This window comes from Burkholderia sp. Bp9140, assembly GCF_003853425.1.
In the GTDB taxonomy this organism is placed as follows: Bacteria; Pseudomonadota; Gammaproteobacteria; order Burkholderiales; family Burkholderiaceae; genus Burkholderia.
Genome location: NZ_QTPQ01000064.1, coordinates 1 through 21,675 on the forward strand (window position 1 = coordinate 1; position 21,675 = coordinate 21,675).

Genomic DNA, 21,675 nt, shown 5'->3' on the forward strand with positions numbered 1-21,675 from the left:
GCGCACATCACGGTGAACAAGAACGCGATCCCGAACGATCCGGAAAAGCCGTTCGTGACGAGCGGCATCCGCCTGGGCTCGCCGGCGATGACGACGCGTGGCTTCGGTCCGGCGGAAGCGGAGAAGGTCGGCAACCTGATCGCCGACGTGCTGGAAGCGCCGGAAGATGCGGCGACGATCGAGCGCGTGCGCGGGCTCGTCGCGGAGTTGACGCAGCGTTTCCCGGTCTACGGCTAAGGCGCTGCAATCGGGTTCGACTGGGTTCGACTGCCGACGCGGTTGAACTTCTTGCAGTCCGAAGCGATGTAAAAAAATCCGGCTCGCAGTTTATGCGAGCCGGATTTTTTGCGCTGGCTGCGAGCCGGTGTCGCTTCACACCGACGGATCGACGTTCGCCTCGAGTTCGCGAATACGCTCGTCGTTGCGCGTGTCCTTGAGCACCGGCGGCCCCGCGAACGAATTGCGCACGCCGAAGCCGTACCAGATCACCATCAGCACGCCCACGAACACAACCAGCACGTAGAGCACCTTCTCGTTCGGCGGCTGGATGCCGACGTACGCAAGCACGCAGGCGCCCACCAGCGCGAGCAACGCACACGGTTTCGACCAGATGCCCAACTGGAACGGGCCCTTTTCGGTCCACGTGCGCCCTTCGGCCAACATCCCCGAGCCGATCGGCATCGCATACGAGATGAACAGGAACACCGCGCTGCCCGCGCTCAGGACCGAGAACGCGTCGCCGTACAACGTGACGACGATCGCGAGCACCGCGCACGTCCAGATCGCGGGGCCGGGCGTGCGATGGTTGTGATTCACGCTGCGCAGCAGCTTCGATGCCGGCAGCCCGCCGTCGCGTGCAAACGCATACATCATGCGCGACGTCGACATGATCGCGGCGAGCCCGCACACGTAGTTGATGAAGAACATCGCGAGTTCGAGGCAGACGCGCAGGGTCTTCGGGATCGGCGCGAGGATGGCCTCGAAGAAGCCGGTACCCTGTTTCATCGCGGCGGTCAGGTCCGGCATCACCAGCACGAACGTGCACACCATCACGTAGCCGAACACCGCGGACCAGAACACCGAGCCGATGATGCCGCGCGGCACGTTCTTCGCCGCGTCGTGCGTCTCCTCCGACGTGTGCGCGGACGCGTCGAAGCCCGTGATCGTGTAGGTCACCAGCAGCAGGCCGGACAGGAACGCGAACGGCGTGGCCTGTTTCGGCCATGCGCCGCCGTCGACGCCCGTGAAGTTGGTGAAGGTGACGAGGCGGTGCAGGTCGAACGCGACCGGCGAGTAGACCAGCAGCGACACGACCAGCGCGATCGTCACGACGAAGATCAGGTAGCCGGACAGGTCGGTGATCTTGCTCGCGATCTTGATGCCGCGTGCGTTCAGGATCGCCTGCGAGACGGTGATGAGCGCGATGAACGCGGTCTGGTGCCACCAGGTCAGGCTGTCCGGACTGACGCCGAACATCGGGGCGATCAGCGTCTTGAAGAACGGATCGTAGGTGCCGAAATTGATCGCGGCGATCACGAAGATCAGGCCGATCAGGTTGAGCCACGCCGTCATCCACCCCCATTTCTTCCCGCCGAGGATGGCGCCCCAGTGATAGAGGCCGCCGGCGGTCGGAAACGCGGACGCGATCTGCGACATCGACACCGCGACGATCAGCGCGAACAGTGAGCCGAGCGGCCAGCCGAGGCCGATCGATGCGCCGCCGGCCGCGGAAAACGCGAGCTGAAACGCGGTGATGCCGCCCGACAGAATGCAGATTACGGAAAACGATACGGCGAAGTTCGAGAAGCCGTTCATGCGTCTCGAGAGCTCCTGCGCGTATCCCATCTTGTGGAGGAGGCTTACGTCACTGTCGGTGCCTGAATCAGGCCGGATTTTCGCATCCATGTTTGCTCCGTCACGAATGTCCTGCATGGCAGGACCGTCATCGCTGCCCGGGCCCGGCGCTGGCGCCCGCTCCTGGAATTCGTCGGCGGCACGCGATGTCATGCAGGGATGACAGTCGCTTTCCGGTCCGATGCGGGAACGGTATGAAGCCAAATATCGCGACGCTATCGGATTTCGGCAATGCGGATGAAATGCCGGATGCATGCACCGTTCGGGGGCATCGCCTGCCGGTTTGCATTTTTGTAAGAAATCCGGACGAATCAGGGATGACCCGTGCTGGCCGACCTGCGATGGGCGGAGAAAAAGCGCGCTGCGCTCCCGGCATGGCATCGATCCGCGTGGCGAGGCGGGATGCCGGACAGACCGATGCCAGGAGGCCGACGGATGGATGTGGAACAGCGCGGCATCGAGTTCAACCCGAACGATGCGCGCCGCCCAGGTGGCTCTTCACGCGTCGCCCGACGCAAACAGCGCTTCCCACCCCAGAAACGCCCCGAGCGGAATGATGTCCCAATCGATGAGCCCGGCCTTCGCCAGCGGAAATTCGCGCAGCGCCTCGCGCGCACTCTCCACCGACGCGCATTCGGCAATGATCGCGACGCCCGGGCGGTCCTGCCGGAGATAGATGTCGCGGACGACCCCGCGCTTCACCAGTTCCCACCCGTAGCGCACTTCGTCCAGCAGATGCGGTTGATACGCGGCCGGACTGGCGCCGGGCAGCGGTACATCGAGGCACAGCAGTTTCACGTCGATCTCCTGTTGCGGCGCGGAGCAGGCCGGCGCTCCGCGTGCCGATGCGTGCTTGCGTCGATTGCGCGCGTTACGCGGACGCCTTGAACCGCGCGGCCAGCTCGGCGACGCGCTGCCCGAGATGCGCGGCGGTTTCGAGGTCGCTGGCGATCGGCGACAGTTCCGGCGACACGTCGTCGGACTGCGCCATCGCGCCGAGCCAGCCGCCGATCCGGTTGCGTTCGTTTGCCGCGGTGCCGGCGAACAGGTCGAGCCCGACCCAGATCATCCCGTGCTGCGCCGCGAACAGCGCCATCGTCATCAACGAATTGAGCTTGTCGCCGTGCTGTGCGCCGGAGTTCGTGAAGCCGGCCGCGATCTTGTCGCGCCACGTCTGCGGAATCCACGCGGGGCGCGTCGAGTCCTCCATGAATTTCTTGAGCCGCGAGCTGACCGAGCCGTTGTACGTGGGCGATCCGAAGATGATCGCGTCACTGGCGGCGAACGTGTCCCACGGTATCTCGCCGTCGGCGACCGCGACGAGCCGGACTTCGGCCCCCGGTACCCGGCGAACGCCTTGCGCGACGGCTTGCGCCTGCTTTTCAGTGTGTCCGTAGCCACTGTCGAAAACGATGGTTGCCAGCATGCGAGGTCCTTTGCAATCCGTTGAACGATGACGCATTGTCGGCAGCGCAGGCCGCAACCGGAAGTTGTGTCCGGGTTGAGTCGCCTTCAACTCGAGGTTGATAATCGACGCAGCGGGAAGACGTACTGTTCGACGTGGACACCGATGGAGGATGCCTTGGATCTGTCACAACGCACGCGCGCCATTCTGTCGTTCGTTCATGCGGCCGATGGCGGCAGTTTCGCGGCGGCGGGCCGCATGCTGGGCATCACGTCGGCGGCCGTCAGCAAGAACGTCGCCGGCCTGGAGAAAGCGCTGGGCGTCCGGCTGATGAATCGCACGACGCGCACGCTGAAGCTCACTGAAGAAGGCAGCGCGTTTCTTCGGCAGGCGCGTATCGCGCTGGACGCGCTCGATGCGGCCGTCGACGGCATCGTCGCGCAGCGCCTCGGCCCGCAAGGCCGCGTGCGCATCTCGACCAGCTCGGCGTTCGGGCGCGAGCAGTTGCAGCCGGTGCTGCCCGGATTGTTGTCCCGGTATCCCGGCTTGCTCGTGGAGGCGGATTTCGACGACCGCATCGTCGACGTCGTGCGCGACGGCTACGACATCGTCATACGCGGCGGCAACATTCACGACTCGGCGCTGGTGTCGCGCCCGATCTTCCGCATGAATACCGTGCTGGTCGCGTCACCGCGGTATCTGGCCGAACATGGCGTGCCGCGCACGCCCGACGCGCTCGGTGCGCATCGGCTGATCGCGCGACGGTTTCTCGGCGGAGCAGTCGCGACGTGGAACTTCAAGGCGCGCGGCGACGGCATCGTCACGCTGGATCCCGGCGAGTCGGCCCCGCTGACCTTCTCGGCGCCGGAGGCGGTGCTTCAGGCGGCATGCGACGGCCTGGGCATCGCGCAAGTCGGCGTGCATCTCGCGTGGACGCATTTGCGTGCCGGCGCGTTGAAGGTGGTGCTGCGCCGCCATCACCTGCCGGGCAACTACGAGATGGCGATGCAGTATCCGCATCGCGCATTGAAGGCGTCGCGCGTGCAGGCGACCGTCGATTACCTGCTCGAGGCGTTTGCCGCGGAGGAGAGTCTGCACGTGCCGCTGAAGGCGCTGGACGCGTACGGCGCGTGATGGCTGACGCGCACTTCGTTCGAGGGGGGCGCCACCCGCGCGACCGCGCGTCGACGTGTCGGCTTCGTGTGCGAACGCGGGTGGTGCTTCATGGCGTGCGTGTCGTGCTCAGGCCGTCGCGGTTCGCCGCGCCGTCAGCCGATTCCACAGCATCCCGGAGCGGCTCCCGCTTCGGCAATAGGCGAGCACGGGCTTTGGCAGCGCATCGACCAGCGCGCCGAACGCGTCGACTTCCGCATCGCCGATCCGATCGCGTTCGACCGGCAGATAGCGCGCGTCGAGGCCGAGTTCGCGCGCGGCGGCAGCGATCTCGTCGAATGCCGGTTGATCGGCGCCTTCGCCGTCCGGCCGGTTGCAGATCACCGCGCGAAAGCCGGCATGGCGGATCGCCTTCAGGTCAGCCGGTGTGATCTGCCGCGACGCGGTGAAGCCGGTCGCTGCCGCGGCCCGGCATTGCTCGAGCGCGCGTGCGAAACACGCGACCGCGAAATCGACGTCCTGCTCGGTCGTGAAACGGCCGAAGCTGATGCGTACCGTGCGGGCCGCGGCTTGCGCATCGAGGCCGATCGCGGTCAGCACGTGGGACGGCGCGCCGCTGGTCGAGTTGCACGCGGAGGTCGACGACACGGCGAGCGAATCGCCGAGCATGAACGGGAAGAAGCCCGGCGCGTTCACCGTGAGGCTCAACGTGTGCGGGATGCGGCGTGCCGCTGCCGCGTTGTGCGTGATGTCGCCGAGCGCGAGCAGCGCATCCTTCAGGCGTGCGCTGAGTGCCGCGATCCGCACGGCTTCGCGCTCGAGTTTTTCGGCGGCCAGCTCGCAGGCGGTGCCCATCCCGACGATCTGATGCGTCGCGAGCGTGCCCGAGCGCAGGCCGCGTTCGTGTCCGCCGCCGTGAATCTGCGGTGCGATGCGATCGGCGATGTCGCGGCGCACGAACAGCGCGCCGATGCCCTTCGGACCATAGACCTTGTGCGCGGACATCGACAGCAGGTCGATGCCGAGCGCGCGCACGTCGATCGGCGTCTTGCCGAGCGCCTGCGCGGCGTCGACGTGCAGCAGCGCGCCGGCCGCGTGCACGATGCGCGAGATCGCGCCGATGTCGGTCAGCGTGCCGAGCTCGTTGTTGACGAGCATCAGCGACACGAGGCCCGTATCGGGGCCGATGGCCGCCGCCACGGCGTCGACGGTGATTTCGCCGTCGGTCGTGGGCGACAGGCAGGTCGTGGTCATCCCGCGCGTCGACAGGTGCGCCATCGTGTCGAGGATGGCCTTGTGTTCGAGGCGGCTCGTGATCAGGTGGCGCTTGCCGGTCGCGGTCTCCGCGTAGCCCTTCAGCGCGAGGTTGTTCGATTCGGTGGCGCCCGACGTCCAGACGATCTCGTCGGCTTCCGCGCCGATCAGCGCGGCGACCTGCGCGCGTGCGTGCTCGACTTTTTCCTTCGCCAGCCGGCCGGCGGCGTGCGAACTCGACGCGGGATTGCCGAAGATGCCGTCGGCACCGAGGCAGGCCGTCATCGCTTCGATCACGCGGGGATCCGCAGGGGTGGTGGCTGCGTAGTCGAGGTAGTGCAGCGGGGGGGTATCGCTCATGTCCTTCTCTGGCTCTTTCTCTTCGGAATGGGAGAAATGATACGAGGGGGAGCGGGGAAAAAGGATCCAAAATGCGCTGATAGTTCGCCGGTGCGTGGAAAAATATTCCCCTGATGGCGGTTTGAATGAAATCGGATCCTTTCGTCATCGAAGGGCGACCGAAACCGGTCCGCCGATGTCTATGAGGGATTCCCCCCGTGACGCGCGCATTCGCCCGATTCGGCCCCTGCCGCCGCGCGTTCCGCGCTGTCCGCTGACGCCTCCCGCACCGCGCCGTCGATTATTTGCATTTCGCGAATGGCGCGTTCGCCGGTTGTTCCATACCCGATCTGCATCCGCGCACCTATCGTTCGGGCGTCGGCTGATTGAATTCGACGCCTGCAACCGGAAAGGCGGCCGCCACTTCCTCGCGACTCGCGTCGCATCGCACATACAAGACAACGGACCTGGCCCCTGCACGGTTGCTCCGGCGCGTGCAGGCGGACCCATCCACGGAGACGGACATGAAAGCAAACGAGTGGGATACCTCCTATGAATGGAAGGCGGTGACGCTGCTGGCGCTCGGTTTCGGGCTGGTCGGCCTCGACCGCTGGCTCATCGCGCCGCTGTTCCCTTCGATCATGAAGGACCTCAACCTGACCGCGCAGGACGTCGGCAACTGCATCGGCGTGCTCGGCCTGTCGTGGGGCATTTTCGCGGCGCTGATGGGCGGCATTTCCGACAAGGTCGGCCGCCGCAAGGTCCTGATCCCCGCCATCGTCGCGTTCTCGCTGCTGTCCGGCTTCTCGGGGCTCGCCGGCGGGCTGCTCGGCCTGATCGCGATCCGCGGGCTGATGGGCGTTGCCGAAGGCTCGTTCTGCCCGACCAGCTTCGCGGCGACCGCCGACGCGTCGCACCCGCGGCGGCGCGGCCTGAACCTCGGGCTGCAGCAAAGCGGCTTCGCGCTGTTCGGGCTGGCGCTGTCGCCGATCATCGCGACCCAGTTGCTCAACGTCGTGTCATGGCGCTGGGTGTTCGCGCTCGTGGCCCTTCCCGGGCTGATCCTCGGCGCGATCATGTTCTTCGTGATCCGCGAGCCGAAGCGCACGAAGGCGGTCGCGTCGGAACACGCGCCGGCCTCGCTCGGGCATGTGCTCAAGAGCCGCAACATCCTCGTCGCGATGGCGGCGCTCTGTTGCGCGATGACCGGCGTGTTCGTGCTCGGCGCGCTGCTGCCGCTGTACCTGACGGACTACCTGTCGCTCGGCACGCAGAAGATGGGTCTCGTGGTGTCGGCGATCGGCTTCGGCGGCTTTTTCGGGCAGTTCGGGCTGCCGGGCCTGTCCGACCTGGTGGGCCGCCGCATCGCGAGCATCGTGGGCTTCGCCGGCACGGCGGTGATGCTCTACATTTTCCGCGGCCTCGGCCCGCAGCCGGTCGCGCTGTTCGTCGTCCTGTTCGTCGCGTCGTTCTTCACGCTCGGGCTGGTGTCGCTGCTGTCGGGCCCGGTGGCGACCGAAGCCGCGCCGGTCGGCCTCGTGTCGACGTCGATCGGCGTGGTGGTCGGTGTCGGCGAGATCTTCGGCGGCGGCATCGCGCCGGCGATGGGCGGCTACGTCGCCGCGCACTTCGGGATCCAGAACATTCTGTGGCTGCCGATGGGTGCGGTGCTGCTCGGCATCGTGGTCAGCATGCTGCTGCGGGAAACCGCGCCGGCCGTGCTGCAGCGTCGCGTGGGCGTGCAGCCGGAGCTGACGGCGGGCGAGCAGCCGTAACGTGCCGCTCGGTCGTACCCGCGCCCGGCGCCCGGCGGGATTGACACCTGTCGGGTGACAGTGTGACGCCTGGTGCATGATTCAACCGGCCGGCAGGTGCGGTTAGACTGGCAGTTTCGCTTTCGGGAAAGGCGCGGTATGGACCGGTTTCTGAGCATCGAGGCATTCGTCAGGGTCGCGGAGGCGAGCAGTTTCGCGGAAGCGGCGCGACAGCTTGGGGTCACCAGTTCGGTCGTGACGAACCGGATCCAGCAGCTGGAGAAGTTCGTCAACGCGCCGCTGTTCCATCGCAGCACGCGCCACGTGCGGCTGTCCGAGGTGGGCGAGACTTTCTACCGCGAATGCGCGGAGGTGGTGGGGCGCGTCAACGAGCTGACCGACCAGATGCGCGAACTGCGCGCGACGCCGACCGGGCGGCTGCGCATCCAGATGCTGCCCGGTTTCGCGCTCGATCACTTCGGCGTGCCGCTCGCCGAATTCCATCGGCGCTACCCGGGCATCCAGCTCGACATCATCGTCAATGACCGTGTCGTGGACCCTGTCGAAGAAGGGTTCGACATCGCGTTCCAGATCTTCCCGCCGATTTCCGAGTCGCTGATCGAGCGGCGGCTGTTCGTGGTCCGGCGCCTCTTCTGCGCGTCGCCCGCCTACCTCGAAGCGCATGGTGCGCCACAGCATCCGCGCGAATTGCTGCAGCACACCACGGCGCTGTATTCGGGTTATCCATCGCGCAACCGCTGGACGATGACGCGCGGCGACGAAGTCGTCGAAATGGAGTTGCCCGGCATGATCCGCTCGAACTCCGTGCACCTGTTGCGCGAATATGCGCTGACGGGCGGCGGCGTCGTGTGCCTGCCCACGCTGGTCGCGAGCGACGCGCTCGTCGCGGGCCGGCTGGTGCCCATTCTCACCGACTTCCAGATCGCGCCGCTGAGCTTCGCCGCCGTCTATCCCGCAACGCAGCGGCAGGCGTTGAAGGTGAAGGCGCTGGTCGAATTCCTCGCCGAATACATCGGCGACGAGTCGCCATGGGACCGTCCGCTGCTGGAGCGCGGCTGGGTCCGCTGAGCCGGGCGATTATTCGCGAAACGCAAATGCCGTAGTCGCGGTCCGTTGCCTTGTTGAGGGGCGCCCTTGCCCCTAGAGTTGAATCCAACAAGCGGTTCAACTCAGGAGACAGCAATGACCGACACGGCATTCCACACCGTCTTTGGCTCGCTCGACGGCTACAGCAAGGGCGAGATCGAAATCACCAGCGGCAGCGCACGGCACTACGCCTTCTCGAACGTGTTCGAGGTGGCATCGAAGTCGGCCCCCTATGAAAAGGTCGTCGCCGGCAAGAACCTCGAATACGTGATCGAAGTGCTGCGAACCGACGGCCTGTCGCCGTGGTTTGCGTGCGCGCACGACGAGTTCGCGATACAGATGGATGGCGAAGTCCGCATCGAATTCATCAAGCTCGACAACCCGCCGACCACCGGCCGCGGCACCGTGAGCGCCGGCATGCAGCCGGCGGGCCGCGAGATGGGCTACGTCGTCCTGCGCAAGGGGCACCAGGCGCTGCTGCCGGCCGGCTGCGCGTATCGCTTCGCTGCCGGCAAGCCGGGCGTCGCGCTCGTGCAGACCGTGCTCGGCGAGCTGTCCGTCGAGAAGTGGGCCGATATCTGCCTGCACTGATCGAACCGATCGCCCCAATCGACTATTCCAGGAGACACGTTATGGCCACCCTCGAGACCCTCGACCTTTCCTCCGGCTTTGCCGCCGATCTGGTGCACGCCACGCAAGCCGATGCCGTCACCGGTTACCGCGGCTTCCAGCTCGGCGCGTTCGCGTTCCAGCGCGACGAATACTTCGTGAAGATCAGCTGGCCGGCGAAAGGCCAGACCCGCACGCATGCGATACCCGCGGACGCGTTCCTGCGCGCGATGATGCGCGACGTCGCGTGGGGCTTCTTCTACGGCTGGGTGAATTTCGATCACGTGTTCGGCACGCGCAATCACTACGGCAAGGTGGACGTCTATGCGGGCACGTTCAACGGGATCCTGAAGGACGCCGGCGTCGACTACACCGAGACGTTCGACACGCCGACGATCATGGCGACCTTCAAGGCCATGCTGCACGACTGGACCAACGAAGGCTTCGATCCGTTCGCGGCGCCCGAGGAAACCGGCACGGCATTCGGTCGCAAGCATGGCGAGAACGGCGCGGCGATCGAACGCACGCGCATCGCGACGCGCCGCATGCCGGGCCTCGACGGCGACTCGCCGCTGCGCGACGAACTGCCGGTCAACCGCGCGTTCGTCGACGTCGGCCAGGACGAGCCCGAAGTGCATGTCGAGCCCGGCTTCGAAGGCGAGCTGCACGCGTTCAACCTGTTCAAGTACCTGTCGCGTTCGGACGTGACGTGGAATCCGTCGGTCACCTCCGTGTGCGAGCGTAGCCTGTTCTGCCCGACCACCGAGGAATTCATCCTGCCGGTGTTCCACGGCAACGACCGCGTCGAATGGTTCCTGCAACTGTCCGACGAAATCGTGTGGGACATCGGCGACAAGAACACCGGTGCGCCGCGCGCGCGCATCACGATGCGGGCCGGCGACATTTGCGCGATGCCCGCCGACATCCGGCACCAGGGCTACTCGACGAAGCGCTCGATGCTGCTGGTCTGGGAAAACGCGACGCCGGACCTTCCGCAACGATACGAGCACGGCGAGCTTGCGCCCTATCCGATCGAGTTCTAAGCAGCGCATGCGCGCAATATCGAGGACGATTCATGCAAACCCAACTCTTCATCGACGGGCGCTTCGTTGACGCCGTCGACCGCGGCACGATCGACGTGCTCAATCCGCACGACGGCTCGCTGATCACGAAGATCGCCGCCGCCACCGCGGCGGACGTGGACCTGGCCGTCGATGCCGCGACCCGTGCGTTCCCGGCGTGGTCGGCGATGCCGGCGGCCGAACGCGGCCGGCTGCTGCTGCGTCTCGCCGACGCGATCGAAGCCAACGCGGAGGAACTCGCGCAGCTCGAATCGCTGGACACCGGCCACCCGATCCGCGATTCGCGCGCGCTCGACGTGCCGCGCACGGCCGGCTGCTTCCGCTACTTCGGCGGGATGGCCGACAAGCTGCAGGGCTCGGTGATTCCGGTCGAAACCGGCTTCCTGAACTACGTGCAGCGCGCGCCGATCGGCGTCGTCGGCCAGATCGTGCCGTGGAATTTCCCGCTGATGTTCACGAGCTGGAAGATGGGCCCGGCGCTGGCCGCGGGCAACACGGTCGTGCTCAAGCCGTCGGAAATCACGCCGCTGTCGACGCTGCGTATCGTCGAACTGATGGCCGAGGTCGGGTTCCCGGCCGGTGTCGTCAATATCGTCCCCGGCTACGGGCATACGGCCGGCCAGCGGCTCGCCGAACATCCCGGTGTCGGGAAGATCGCGTTCACCGGCTCGACGGCGACGGGCCGCCGGATCGTCGAGGCCTCGCAGGGCAACCTGAAGCGTGTGCAGCTGGAACTGGGCGGCAAGGGCGCGAACATCGTGTTCGACGACGCGAACCTCGATGCGGCCATCAACGGCGCCGCATGGGCGATCTTCCACAACCAGGGGCAGGCGTGCATCGCGGGTTCGCGTCTCGTGCTGCATGAACGTATCGCGGATGAATTCCTCGAGCGTTTCGTGTCGCTGGCCTCGTCGATCCGCGTCGGCAACCCGCTGGATCCGGACACCGAGATGGGCCCGCTCACGTCGAGGCAGCACCTCGACCGCGTGCTGTCGTTCGTCGACGTCGCGCGCGAGCAGGGCGGCCGTGTGCTCGCCGGCGGCAGCGCGCCGCAGGATGCGGCGCTTGCCAACGGCTACTACGTGCGCCCGACGGTGATCGAGGCGAAGAGCGCCGCCGACCGCGTCGCGCAGGAGGAAGTGTTCGGCCCGTTCGTCACCGTGCTGCGCTTCGGCAGCGACGAGGAAGCGCTGTCGATCGCCAACGCGACCGAATACGGGCTCGGCAGCGGACTCTGGACCAACGATCTGTCCCGTGCGCACCGGATGGCGTCGCGGATCGACGCGGGCATGTGCTGGATCAACTGTTACAAGCGCGTCAATCCGGGCAGCCCGTTCGGCGGCATCGGGAAGTCGGGCTACGGCCGCGAGATGGGCTTCGAGGCGATGCACGACTACACGGAAGCGCGCTCGGTGTGGGTCAACGTCGACGGCAAGGTGCCGCCGCACTTCAAGCGCTGAGGCCGAGATGGAGCGCTTCGTCTATCAGGGAACGCCGTCGCGCGTCGTGTTCGAATGGGGTGCGCTCGAACGGCTGCCGGACGAGTTGTCCGCGCTCGGCGCGCACCGCGCGCTGATTCTGTCGACGCCCGAGCAGCAGCCGCTCGCGGAGCGCGTCAGGGACGTGCTCGGCGAGCGGGCGGCCGGCGTATGCGCGCAGGCCGTGATGCACGTGCCGGTCGAGGTGGCACGTGCCGCGCGCGAGATGGCCGCCGAACTGGGCGCGGACTGTTGCATCGCGATCGGCGGCGGCTCGACGATCGGGCTCGGCAAGGCGATCGCGCTCGAGTCGTCGCTGCCGATCCTCGCCGTGCCGACGACTTACGCGGGCTCGGAGATGACGCCGATCTTCGGGCTCACGGAAGGCCGGCTGAAGCGCACCGGGCGCGATGCGCGCGTGCTGCCGCGTACGGTGCTCTACGACCCCTCCCTGACCGTGTCGCTGCCGCCGGGGATTTCGGCGGCGTCCGGCGTCAACGCGATGGCGCATGCGGTCGAAGCGCTCTATGCGGAAGATGCGAACCCGGTGATCAGCCTGATGGCCGAGGAGTCGATCCGTGCGCTCGGCGAGGCGCTGCCCGCGATCGTGCGCGCGCCCGACGACCGCGAGATGCGCAGCCGCGCGTTGTACGGCGCATGGCTTGCCGGCACATGTCTCGGTGCGGTCGGCATGGCGTTGCACCACAAGCTCTGTCATACGCTCGGCGGTACCTTCAATCTGCCGCATGCGCAGACACACGCCGCGATGTTGCCGCATACCGCGCACTACAACCATGCGGCGGCACCCGACGCGCTGCGTCGTGTCGCGCGGGCGCTGGGCGGCACCGACGCGGCCGACGCCGGCCCGTTATTGTTCCGGTTGAATCGGCGGCTCGGCCTGTCGGCGGCGCTTGCCGACGTCGGCATGCCGGAAGCGGGCCTCGACGAAGCCGCCGACCTCGCCTGCCGGAATCCCTACGCGAATCCGCGGCCGATCGAACGCGCGCCGATTCGCGAGTTGCTTCAGCATGCGTGGGAAGGGCGCGAGCCGCAGTGAGCGGCCGGCCGCCTCCAAGGAGACGAACGTGACGAATGATCATCATGACGGCGACACCCGGCTGACCGAGCAGGTCGTCGCCAGCTTCGACGGTACGCCGAACCCGCGCTTGCGCGTGCTGATGCAGAGCCTCGTGCGGCATCTGCATGCGTTTGTCCGCGAAACGGAGCTGACCGAGGCCGAGTGGATGGCCGCAATCCGCTTCCTGACCGAAACCGGGCAGATGTGCGATGACGTCGTGCGCCAGGAATTCATCCTGCTGTCGGACACGCTGGGCGTATCGATGCTGGTCGATGCGATCAACCATCGCTTCGCCACGGGCGCGACGGAAACGACCGTATTCGGGCCGTTCTACATCGAGGGCATGCCCGACCGTGCGTATGGCGAGAACATGGCGTTCACGCCCGGCACGCCGGCCATCGTGCATGGCCGCGTGCTCGCCACCGACGGCGCGCCGGTGCCGGGCGCCGTGCTGGACGTGTGGCAGACCGCGGACAACGGCATGTATTCCGGTCAGGACAAGGCACAGCCGCACGGCAATCTGCGCGGCCGCTACCGGACCGATGCCGAAGGCCGGTATGCGATCACGACGATTCTGCCGGTCAGCTATCCGATTCCGACCGACGGCCCGGTCGGGAAGATGCTCGATGCCACCGGACGCCATCCGTGGCGGCCCGCGCACCTGCATTTCATGATCGACGCGCCGGGCTGCCGCAAGCTCGTCACGCATCTGTTCGACGAGGAGGACGCGTATCTGAAGTCGGATGCCGTCTTCGGCGTGAAGCCGTCGTTGATGGTTGCCTATCGTCCGCGTGCCGCGGGTGACGAGCTGGCGCGCCGGTTCGGGTTGAGCGGCGCGTACCGCGAAGCGGCGTATGACTTCGTGCTCGACCGGAGCTGACCGACATGGCGCGATTCTTTGCGGTGTTTGCGACGGACCAGCCCGGGATGCGCGAGGTGCGCGACCGCGTGCGGTCCACGCATCGGAGCTACCTGCGTTCCGCCGCGCAGCACGGCGTGTATGTGCGGCTCGGCGGGCCGACGCTCGATCCGCAGGGCGATGCGATGAACGGCACGCTGCTCGTCGTCGAGGCGGACGACATCGATGCGGTGATGCAGTTCGTCGGCAACGATCCGTACGTGAAGGAAGGGCTGTTCTCGCGGGTCGAGGTGCGTCCGTGGGACTGGAGCCTCGGCAATCCCGAGCGGAGAGTGTGAGTCATGGGGGCCACGCAACTCTGTCGCTTCTCCGATGTGCCCGACGGCGGGGCACGGGTCGTCGACGAAGCGTGCATCGGGCGGCCCGTCGTCGTCGTGCGGCGCGGGGAGCAGGTGTGGGCGTACGTGAACCGTTGTCCGCATTTCTCGGTTCCGCTCGATTTCGTGCCGGGCAACGTTTCCTGCTATCGGTCCCAGGTGCTGATGTGTGCGCATCACAGTGCGCTGTTCCGGTTCGACGATGGCGTGTGCATCGACGGACCCTGTTCGGGTGCCGGGCTGGAAGCCGTGGCCGTCGAGGTGGATTCGGCGGCGTGGGTGATTTGTCGGGGCGCTTGAACCGGAAGACGGAATTGCCCGAAGGCATTCGGTAATCGGGTAGTCGGGCAATCGCTTCAGGTTGGATGAAATCGGGAATGAGCAGGATTTCATCCATGCCATTCAATCAGTAAAGCTAAATAAATAGTCGTTTTTCCGACTCGGAAGAAGGCGAAGCCGGGCCGGGGAAGTCGTTGTTTCACGTAGCAACGGTCGAGTACCCGCGAGACAGTGGGCGACCGGTTCGCATTGACAGAAAAAATACGGAGACGCAATGAAACTGAGGTTTGGAGCAATCGCGATGCTTGCCATCGCGCAGGGCGCATACGCGCAGAGCAGCGTGACCCTGTTCGGGCTGATCGACAGCGGCATTTCGTATGTCAGCAACGAGGGCGGAGGGAAGAACGTCAAGTTCGACGACGGCATCTTCACGCCGAACCTGTTCGGCTTGCGCGGCACGGAAGATCTCGGCGGCGGATATCGCGCGACGTTCGCGCTCGTGAACCAGTTCTCGATGGCGAACGGCAGCATCATCGGGACCGGGATCTTCGGGCGTAACGCATACGTGGGCATCGAGAGCGACCGGTTCGGCAGCGTCAGGCTGGGGAATCAGTACGACTTCATGGTGGATTCGCTGTTTGCGAAAGGGAACGCGATCTCGATGGACATCACCGGGTTGTACGGGTTCAGGAACGGCCCGTTCCAGCGTCTTGCGCTGCCGGACAATCCGACCGGCGCGTTCGACTGGGACCGCACGGCAGGCAGCAAGCCGGTCGCGAACTCCGTCAAGTACAGCTCGCCGACAGTTGCGGGATTTTCTGGCGGCGTGATGTATGCGTTTGGCGGCGTGGCCGGTTCGGTCGGCGCGAACAATACCGTGAGCGCCGGGTTGAACTACGAAGTCGGGGCGTTCGGTATCGGCGCGGCCTATACGAACGAGAAGTACGGGCCGGCGCCCGGCACGCCATCGACCAGTGTGCGCAACTGGGGCGTCGGGGCGCACTATGACTTCGGGGCAGTGACCGCGAAGGCGTTGCTGACCACCGTCCACAATTCGTTCAACGACGCCGGCGTGTGGATGGCCGAGGCCGGCGGTGTCTGGCGCATCAGGCCGGACGTCTTTCTCGGCGCGAAGTACATGTACATGAAGGGCAACGAAGCCGTGAACGACAACCATGCACATCAGGTCAGCGTCGCGCTTCAATACCTGTTGTCGAAGCGGACGATGGTGTATGTGTCCGCGGATTATCAACGCGCGAACAGCGGCGCGAACGCGCAGATCAACGGTGTGCTCGATCCGAACGGGGCGTCGAGTTCCGCGAGTCAGGCGGCCGCGCGGATCGGGTTGCATACGATGTTCTGACGGGGGCGGCGTGCGGGCGGAACTTGCGTCAAGGTCCGCCCGGCACCGGGCTACCTCGCTGGTGCGGCAGCCTCCCTGGCTGCGTCCTGTTCCGCCGCCAGCGCCGCATCTGCCGCCTGCGCGCGCTGGATGGCCGGGCGTGCGAGGACGCGATCGATGTACGCGCGAATGAGCGGCGTCTCGGGCACCAGCTTGAACATCGTGGTCCAGTTCAGCGCCGAGCCCCACAGGACATCGACCGCCGTAAAGCGCTCGCCCAGCAGGTAGGGGCCCCTGGCCAGTTGCGCGTCGATCGCGTTGATGACGGTGTCGAAGTCGCCGTAGGGTGACGTCGAGTAGGCGGCGGGCGGACGATTCATCGAGCGGTCGACGATGGCGGGCTCGAAGCACGAACCGTAGAACGTCATCCAGCGCAGGTACGGTCCGCGCAGCGGGTCGCCCGGCGCCGGCGACAGGCCGGCCTCCGGATACAGTTCCGCCGCGTACAGGTAGACGGCAGCCTGCTCGGTGACGATCACGTCGCCGTGACGCAGTGCGGGAACCTTGCCCATCGGATTGATGGCCAGGTAATCGGGTTCGTGGTGTTGGCCGGTGGAGAGATCGAACGCGTGCAGTTCATGGTCGGCGCCCAGTTCCTCGAGCAGCATGCGGGCGCCGGCCGACCGGCTGCGCGGGGAGTGGTACAGGGTCAGGTGACGGTCTTGCGGCATCGCGGGCTCCGGTGTGCGTTCGGGACAAGGATTCCAATGTAGGCCGGTCGCGCGCCGCCGTCTTGGAAAAATCCGCTGCGGCGGTGCATCATCACGCGATCACCGTCAACGGTTCGTCACCATGGCCGACTTGCGTCACGTGACCGACACGCCCAAGGGCGTCGTCGGCCCGAAAGCCTTCAACCAGCGCTTCCGCCTGAATCGCTACTACCCGTGTGCCGAGCTGGCCGGGGTGCTGGATCACCACTGGATCGTCGAATGGGATCTGCGCGACCAGCCGCCCTACACGCAGCGCACGCTGCCGTATCCGTGCGTGAATCTGGTGTTCGATCGGCGGCGGACGGGCATCTTCGGTGTGGTGTCGGGCGCGTTCGAGACGACGTTGGCGGAAGCGGGGCGCGTGATCGGCCTGCGCTTTCGGCCCGGCGCGTTCCGCGCGTTCTTCAGCAAGCCCGTGCATCTGCTCACCGACAAGGTGCTGCCGGTGTCGACATTGCTCGACTGTGGCGATGCGGAAGCCGAGCGCGCAGTGCTCGGTGCCGAGGATGATGCCGCGATGGTGGCGGCGGCCGAGGCGCTGCTGTTGCGCGTGCTGCCGCCGCCCGATCCGCAGGTCGAGCGCATCCATGCCATTCTGCAGATGCTGCAGCAGGACCTCGCGCTCACGCAGGTGCGTGACCTGGCCGAGCGTGCGGGGTTGAGCGAGCGCACGCTGCAGCAGCTCTTTTCCGGCTATGTGGGGGTGACGCCGAAGTGGGTGATCTGTCGATACCGATTGCATGAGGCCGCCGACAAGCTCGCCAGCGGCGAGCCGGTCGATCTCGCGGAACTGGCGCATGCGCTCGGGTATTTCGATCAGGCGCATTTCACGCGCGATTTCCGCAAGCTGGTGGGGAAGGCGCCGGCGGAGTATCGGCGGGAGGATGGGCAGGCGTGAGGCTGCGGTTGCGGCTTCGCGACGGGCAACCGAATATCATTGCCTGCCGCCCGTCGCGCCGCTGCTCGCTTGTCGCGGATTGTTGTAGTCTGGGCAATACGATAGTGTGGCGTGCGGGCCTGCCGCCGAGTTCACAATGAACCTACGATGTGTCGCACAGGCGATCGGTGAACGCGAACGGTTGGCACGTTGCCAATCATTGGGCCCTGTCGATCGATCCGCCAGAAAATCAGGAGTTTGTCGTGTTTCACCGGAAATCCATGTTGGGTCGTCTGAATGTCGTGTGCGTCGTCGCCTTGGCGGTCATGCTGGCCCCAGTCGCGACGCGTGCAGAGACCGACAATGTCGGCGGCACGGCGAGCGCCGCGCCTGCCGTTTCGCCCGACACGTCGCCCATGCGGCCGATTGTCGGCGACGATCCGGTGGCGATTCGGGACGCCCTGGCGAAGCAGCACATCAAGAGCGCGTCCCCGTCCCTGGGCGATCGCGTCCGCGGCCTGATCCCCGGCGGGGCCGACAAGCATGGCCAGAACGCCGACCTGGCCGCGATCGATCTGGATCGCGAGGTGACTTTCGTGGTGCCGGTGTCGTACGGGCTGCGGTATCAGTCGCAGCGGCATCTGTTGAAGGTGAACGTCGATCTGGTCAACGGCGACGGCGAAGGCCGGACCGGCATCCTGCTCAGAAAGGCCATCACCGGGCCGCGAGGGCGAGGGCTCGTGATCGCAGCCGAGGCGAAGGCAAAAGGCTATATCCAGCAGATCGACATCATCGAACTCGATCCCGGAAAAGGCAGGAAGACCACCGTGCGTGGCCGCGCGAGGCTTTCACCCGCTGCGTACGCGCAAACGCACGGCGAGTTCGCGTTCGTTCTTTCCGGGCGCCTGGTCCGGCCGTACCTGACCGAACACGTCGAGCACGCCGAGCCGAGCAACGACGAGCCGACCGACATCACGACGCGGACTTCCCGGCTGTACCTGGATATCGAATCCATTTCGCTGGTGAGTCCGGCGAGTGGTGCGGTGCTGTTGAAGAAGCTGAGTCTGTCGAGGTAGCGGTTTTTTGTGCGGGTCTTTGACCGGTCAAGATACTTCCGCAAGCGGAGTCGCCGCCTTGCTCAACTTCGGAACCGCTACGCTGTCGCCCGCGTGCGCTTGTCTGCGCGACAAAACGAATTGTTCAGGGCCGGCTAAATCCTGGCATGACGCAACCGTAGCGCGTTCGAGATTACAGACGCGGAACTCAGACTCATGGCAAGCGCGGCAATCATCGGGGACAGCAGCAAACCGGTGAACGGATAAAGCACCCCCGCCGCCAGCGGAACGCCAAGTGCGTTGTATACGAACGCGAAGCCAAGATTTTGCTTCATGTTCGCAACCGTTGCCTCGGACAGTTCCCGAGCACGCGCGATACCGCGCAAGTCGCCCTTGACGAGCGTCACCTGAGCGCTGCTCATTGCCACATCCGTACCTGTTCCCATGGCCACGCCGACATCGGCCTTGGCAAGTGCGGGGGCGTCGTTGATGCCGTCCCCAGCCATCGCCACGACATGCCGGGCTTGCTGAAGCCGTGTCACCAGGTTGAGCTTGTCGGCAGGCTTCACCTCGCCATGGAATTCGTCGACGCCAAGTTTCTCCGCCACCGCCTTGGCCGTGACCACGCCATCACCGGTCGCCATCACGACTCGAATACCGTTCTCCTTCAATGTCGAAAGCGCTTCCGGCGTCGTTGTCTTTATCGGGTCGGCGACTGCCAGCAGTCCAGCCAATCTGCCATCGACCGCCAAGTACATGACACTAGCGCCTTGCGCGCGCATGCCGTCTGCCTCCTTCGCCAGCGATTCGACGGATACGGCGTCGGTCTGCATCAGCGCGGTGTTGCCTAGCGCCAGCTTCCTGCCGGCGACCAATCCTCTCACGCCGATACCCGTCGCGGATTCAAAGTTCTCGGCTCGGTCCAAGGCCAAGTTCTTTTCACGGGCAGCCGCGACGATGGCTGCGGCAAGCGGATGCTCGCTACCTTGGTCGAGACTGGCCGCCAGACGAAGCACCTCTCCAGCCGTGTATCCGTTGGCACCCACGGCCCGCTCGAAGGCTGGCCGCCCCTCGGTCAGCGTTCCCGTCTTGTCGACAATGAGCACATCGACCTTGCGCAGATTTTCAATCGCGGCTGCATCTCGAAAGAGAATCCCGGTTGTGGCGCCTTTGCCGCTTGCGACCATGATGGACATTGGCGTCGCAAGGCCCAGCGCGCAGGGACACGCAATGATGAGCACCGCTACCGCATTGATGAGACCGAACACCCAACTGGGCTCCGGCCCAAAGATGCCCCACACGAAGAACGTCAGAAGAGCAGCGCTGACAACTCCGACGACAAACACGCCGGCCACCTTGTCGGCCATGCGCTGCATGGGTGCCCGAGACCGCTGCGCCTGCGCGACCATCTGCACGATTTGCGACAGCACGGTCTGGGAGCCGACCTTTTCCGAGCGGATGACGAGACTGCCTGTCGCGTTCATCGTCGCGCCAATGACGTGGTCGCCAACGCGCTTCGTGACGGGAATGGGTTCGCCAGTAATCATGGACTCGTCCAGCGAACTCGAGCCATCGGTCACCACGCCGTCCGCGGGGACTTTCTCGCCCGGCCGCACGCGCAGCAGGTCGCCCACATGCACATGGGACAACGGAATGTCTTCCTCGGAACCGTCCGGGTTGATGCGTCGGGCGGTCTTGGGTGCGAGCCCGAGAAGCGCCTTGATGGCGGCGGACGTTTGGGAGCGAGCCTTCAGTTCGAGCAACTGCCCGAGAAGCGTCAGTGAAATGATGACCGCCGCCGCTTCAAAATAGACGCTGACTCGGCCGTGTGCGGTGTACGTTTCAGGAAACACGCCGGGGAAGATGGTGGCGACGACACTGTAGATATAGGCCGCCCCTGTCCCGAGCCCGATGAGCGTCCACATGTTCGGGCTGCGGTTCATGAATGAGCGCGCGCACCGCGCGAAAAACGGGAGGCCGGCCCACAGGATGACCGGCGTAGAGATGATGAACTCAACCCAGCTTTCGGTGCCAACGTTCACCAATCCGAGGCGATGGCCAAACATCGCCAGCACGAAAACCACGACGGTCAGCGGCAACGTCCACCAGAATCGGCGTCGGAAATCGACCAGTTCCGGATTCTCGCCTTCGTCGACGCTGGGCAGAATCGGTTCCAGCGTCATGCCGCACTTCGGACACTGCCCGGGATGGTCCTGGCGAATTTCCGGGTGCATCGGGCACGTGTAGAGGGTGCCATCAGGCACTTCTGGTTGCTGCTCAATGGTGGAGGGCTCGACATGCTTCGATGGCGCAGCCTGAAATTTCGTCAAGCAAGCCTGGCTGCAGAACGAGTACCACTTGCCGTTGTGTTCGCAACGAAAGTGTGACCCATCCGGCACTTTCATTCCACAGACGGGGTCGCGCAGCGAATCTCCGGTACGAACGTGTCCGTCATGGCCCTCGTGGTGATGCGCATGTGCGTCGTGTCCGTGCCCGGTGGAATGGTCGTGCTTGTCCGTCTCAGGTACGTGATGTCCGCCCGATGACGAGTGCTCGGAAATCCGTTGACGATAAACTCCGCCTTCGCCGCGTTGACCGCTCATCTTGACGCTCCTTTTCTATCCCGTGCTACGCCATTCGGGTACCTCGCGCGGCGCGTCCGGTCTTGTTTGCATTGATGATGCGACCATACGTCAGCATGACCGAGGCTCGCCGTTCATGTCCTTGATTTCGAGTGCCATTCGCAACTCCATTTGGGTTGAGTTCATTGGGACACGGTTCCAGCGGCCCGCTTCTGTCTTGGGTCAACTGCAATGCGATTGGCCAGCCAGGTTCGCCAGGATGGCGCGGTCCGGACGGTGGTCGTCTTTACATTGGTCCGACAGATACTGGAGTGCGTCCCTTATTTCCACGCATTCTCGGATGCGTGTGTCCAGGTCCTCGACATGCCGCTTGGCCAACTGCTTCCCCTCGCTGCTGGGCCGGTCATGGTCTTCCCACTGGAGCAGACCCCCTGAAACGCCGGATACAGTCACCCACTTGC

The 21,675-nt window shown here is 65.5% G+C and carries 19 protein-coding genes and 1 pseudogene; 14 read left to right on the forward strand and 6 right to left on the reverse strand.

Annotated features, from left to right (window positions below; all coding sequences use genetic code 11):
* Nucleotides 1–237: pseudogene (gene glyA / locus DIE21_RS34810) on the forward strand (serine hydroxymethyltransferase); the annotation flags it as partial.
* Between the two features lie 135 nt (nt 238–372).
* On the opposite strand, the gene DIE21_RS34815 reads toward glyA, so the two are convergent.
* The 3 genes from DIE21_RS34815 to DIE21_RS34825 form a co-directional block, all read right to left on the reverse strand.
* Entirely contained in the window at nt 373–1,905 is a 1,533-nt protein-coding gene (locus DIE21_RS34815) for an amino acid permease (RefSeq protein ID WP_124501885.1), read from the reverse strand.
* Between the two features lie 447 nt (nt 1,906–2,352).
* Entirely contained in the window at nt 2,353–2,652 is a 300-nt protein-coding gene (locus tag DIE21_RS34820) for a superoxide dismutase (protein WP_124501886.1), read from the reverse strand.
* Between the two features lie 73 nt (nt 2,653–2,725).
* Nucleotides 2,726–3,280: a flavodoxin family protein gene (locus DIE21_RS34825; protein ID WP_124501887.1), complete on the reverse strand. Its 555-nt coding sequence runs from the start codon at nt 3,278–3,280 to the stop codon at nt 2,726–2,728.
* 156 nt (nt 3,281–3,436) lie between these two features.
* Here DIE21_RS34825 and DIE21_RS34830 point away from each other — a divergent pair, with 156 nt between their 5' ends.
* Nucleotides 3,437–4,393: a LysR family transcriptional regulator gene (locus tag DIE21_RS34830; protein ID WP_124501888.1), complete on the forward strand. Its 957-nt coding sequence runs from the start codon at nt 3,437–3,439 to the stop codon at nt 4,391–4,393.
* A 108-nt stretch (nt 4,394–4,501) separates the two neighbouring features.
* Here the strand turns inward: DIE21_RS34830 and DIE21_RS34835 are convergent, their stop codons facing one another.
* The gene (locus DIE21_RS34835; RefSeq protein ID WP_124501889.1) at nt 4,502–5,986 is read right to left on the reverse strand and encodes an aminotransferase class V-fold PLP-dependent enzyme; all 1,485 of its coding nucleotides are present in this window, start codon (nt 5,984–5,986) and stop codon (nt 4,502–4,504) included.
* A gap of 503 nt (nt 5,987–6,489) precedes the next feature.
* On the opposite strand from DIE21_RS34835, the gene DIE21_RS34840 reads away from it, so the two are divergent.
* The 10 genes from DIE21_RS34840 to DIE21_RS34885 all read left to right on the forward strand — a co-directional run bounded on the left by DIE21_RS34840 (nt 6,490) and on the right by DIE21_RS34885 (nt 15,951).
* On the forward strand, nt 6,490–7,740 hold the full coding sequence (locus DIE21_RS34840; protein ID WP_124501890.1) for an MFS transporter: 1,251 nt from the start codon (nt 6,490–6,492) through the stop codon (nt 7,738–7,740).
* 138 nt (nt 7,741–7,878) lie between these two features.
* Nucleotides 7,879–8,808, forward strand: coding sequence for a LysR family transcriptional regulator (locus tag DIE21_RS34845; protein ID WP_124501891.1), 930 nt, complete (start codon nt 7,879–7,881; stop codon nt 8,806–8,808).
* Nucleotides 8,809–8,922: 114 nt separating this feature from the next.
* Complete coding sequence (locus tag DIE21_RS34850; RefSeq protein WP_124501892.1) at nt 8,923–9,417, forward strand: hydroxyquinol 1,2-dioxygenase; 495 nt, start codon at nt 8,923–8,925, stop codon at nt 9,415–9,417.
* A gap of 41 nt (nt 9,418–9,458) precedes the next feature.
* Entirely contained in the window at nt 9,459–10,478 is a 1,020-nt protein-coding gene (locus tag DIE21_RS34855; RefSeq protein WP_124501893.1) for a hydroxyquinol 1,2-dioxygenase, read from the forward strand.
* Between the two features lie 32 nt (nt 10,479–10,510).
* Nucleotides 10,511–11,977 carry an aldehyde dehydrogenase family protein gene (locus DIE21_RS34860; protein ID WP_124501894.1) on the forward strand — a complete coding sequence of 489 codons (1,467 nt, stop codon included), beginning with the start codon at nt 10,511–10,513 and terminating at the stop codon, nt 11,975–11,977.
* 7 nt (nt 11,978–11,984) lie between these two features.
* Nucleotides 11,985–13,052, forward strand: a complete 1,068-nt coding sequence (locus DIE21_RS34865) for a maleylacetate reductase (RefSeq protein WP_124501895.1) — start codon at nt 11,985–11,987, stop codon at nt 13,050–13,052.
* A gap of 28 nt (nt 13,053–13,080) precedes the next feature.
* Nucleotides 13,081–13,953, forward strand: a complete 873-nt coding sequence (locus DIE21_RS34870) for an intradiol ring-cleavage dioxygenase (RefSeq protein ID WP_124501896.1) — start codon at nt 13,081–13,083, stop codon at nt 13,951–13,953.
* 5 nt (nt 13,954–13,958) lie between these two features.
* On the forward strand, nt 13,959–14,270 hold the full coding sequence (locus DIE21_RS34875) for a YciI family protein (protein ID WP_124501897.1): 312 nt from the start codon (nt 13,959–13,961) through the stop codon (nt 14,268–14,270).
* Between the two features lie 3 nt (nt 14,271–14,273).
* Complete coding sequence (locus tag DIE21_RS34880) at nt 14,274–14,609, forward strand: Rieske 2Fe-2S domain-containing protein (RefSeq protein WP_057926406.1); 336 nt, start codon at nt 14,274–14,276, stop codon at nt 14,607–14,609.
* 253 nt (nt 14,610–14,862) lie between these two features.
* Nucleotides 14,863–15,951, forward strand: a complete 1,089-nt coding sequence (locus tag DIE21_RS34885; protein ID WP_124501898.1) for a porin — start codon at nt 14,863–14,865, stop codon at nt 15,949–15,951.
* 50 nt (nt 15,952–16,001) lie between these two features.
* Here DIE21_RS34885 and DIE21_RS34890 read toward each other — a convergent pair whose 3' ends face one another.
* Nucleotides 16,002–16,661, reverse strand: a complete 660-nt coding sequence (locus tag DIE21_RS34890) for a glutathione S-transferase family protein (protein WP_124501899.1) — start codon at nt 16,659–16,661, stop codon at nt 16,002–16,004.
* Nucleotides 16,662–16,782: 121 nt separating this feature from the next.
* On the opposite strand from DIE21_RS34890, the gene DIE21_RS34895 reads away from it, so the two are divergent.
* Both DIE21_RS34895 and DIE21_RS34900 read left to right on the forward strand, forming a co-directional pair.
* Entirely contained in the window at nt 16,783–17,598 is an 816-nt protein-coding gene (locus tag DIE21_RS34895) for a helix-turn-helix domain-containing protein (RefSeq protein ID WP_124501913.1), read from the forward strand.
* A 242-nt stretch (nt 17,599–17,840) separates the two neighbouring features.
* A complete protein-coding gene (locus tag DIE21_RS34900) occupies nt 17,841–18,653 on the forward strand; it encodes a hypothetical protein (RefSeq protein WP_124501914.1) in 813 nt (270 codons plus the stop codon).
* A 134-nt stretch (nt 18,654–18,787) separates the two neighbouring features.
* Here the strand turns inward: DIE21_RS34900 and DIE21_RS34905 are convergent, their stop codons facing one another.
* A complete protein-coding gene (locus DIE21_RS34905) occupies nt 18,788–21,235 on the reverse strand; it encodes a heavy metal translocating P-type ATPase (protein ID WP_124501900.1) in 2,448 nt (815 codons plus the stop codon).
* Between the last annotated feature and the right edge of the window lie 440 nt (nt 21,236–21,675).

Coding starts and splice junctions, on each gene's coding strand:
- DIE21_RS34815 (WP_124501885.1), bottom strand. CDS start 1,905: ATGGATGCGAAAATCCGGCCTGATTCAGGCACCGACAGTGACGTAAGC.
- DIE21_RS34825 (WP_124501887.1), bottom strand. CDS start 3,280: ATGCTGGCAACCATCGTTTTCGACAGTGGCTACGGACACACTGAAAAG.
- DIE21_RS34835 (WP_124501889.1), bottom strand. CDS start 5,986: ATGAGCGATACCCCCCCGCTGCACTACCTCGACTACGCAGCCACCACC.
- DIE21_RS34840 (WP_124501890.1), top strand. CDS start 6,490: ATGAAAGCAAACGAGTGGGATACCTCCTATGAATGGAAGGCGGTGACG.
- DIE21_RS34845 (WP_124501891.1), top strand. CDS start 7,879: ATGGACCGGTTTCTGAGCATCGAGGCATTCGTCAGGGTCGCGGAGGCG.
- DIE21_RS34850 (WP_124501892.1), top strand. CDS start 8,923: ATGACCGACACGGCATTCCACACCGTCTTTGGCTCGCTCGACGGCTAC.
- DIE21_RS34855 (WP_124501893.1), top strand. CDS start 9,459: ATGGCCACCCTCGAGACCCTCGACCTTTCCTCCGGCTTTGCCGCCGAT.
- DIE21_RS34860 (WP_124501894.1), top strand. CDS start 10,511: ATGCAAACCCAACTCTTCATCGACGGGCGCTTCGTTGACGCCGTCGAC.
- DIE21_RS34865 (WP_124501895.1), top strand. CDS start 11,985: ATGGAGCGCTTCGTCTATCAGGGAACGCCGTCGCGCGTCGTGTTCGAA.
- DIE21_RS34875 (WP_124501897.1), top strand. CDS start 13,959: ATGGCGCGATTCTTTGCGGTGTTTGCGACGGACCAGCCCGGGATGCGC.
- DIE21_RS34880 (WP_057926406.1), top strand. CDS start 14,274: ATGGGGGCCACGCAACTCTGTCGCTTCTCCGATGTGCCCGACGGCGGG.
- DIE21_RS34885 (WP_124501898.1), top strand. CDS start 14,863: ATGAAACTGAGGTTTGGAGCAATCGCGATGCTTGCCATCGCGCAGGGC.
- DIE21_RS34890 (WP_124501899.1), bottom strand. CDS start 16,661: ATGCCGCAAGACCGTCACCTGACCCTGTACCACTCCCCGCGCAGCCGG.
- DIE21_RS34895 (WP_124501913.1), top strand. CDS start 16,783: ATGGCCGACTTGCGTCACGTGACCGACACGCCCAAGGGCGTCGTCGGC.
- DIE21_RS34905 (WP_124501900.1), bottom strand. CDS start 21,235: ATGAGCGGTCAACGCGGCGAAGGCGGAGTTTATCGTCAACGGATTTCC.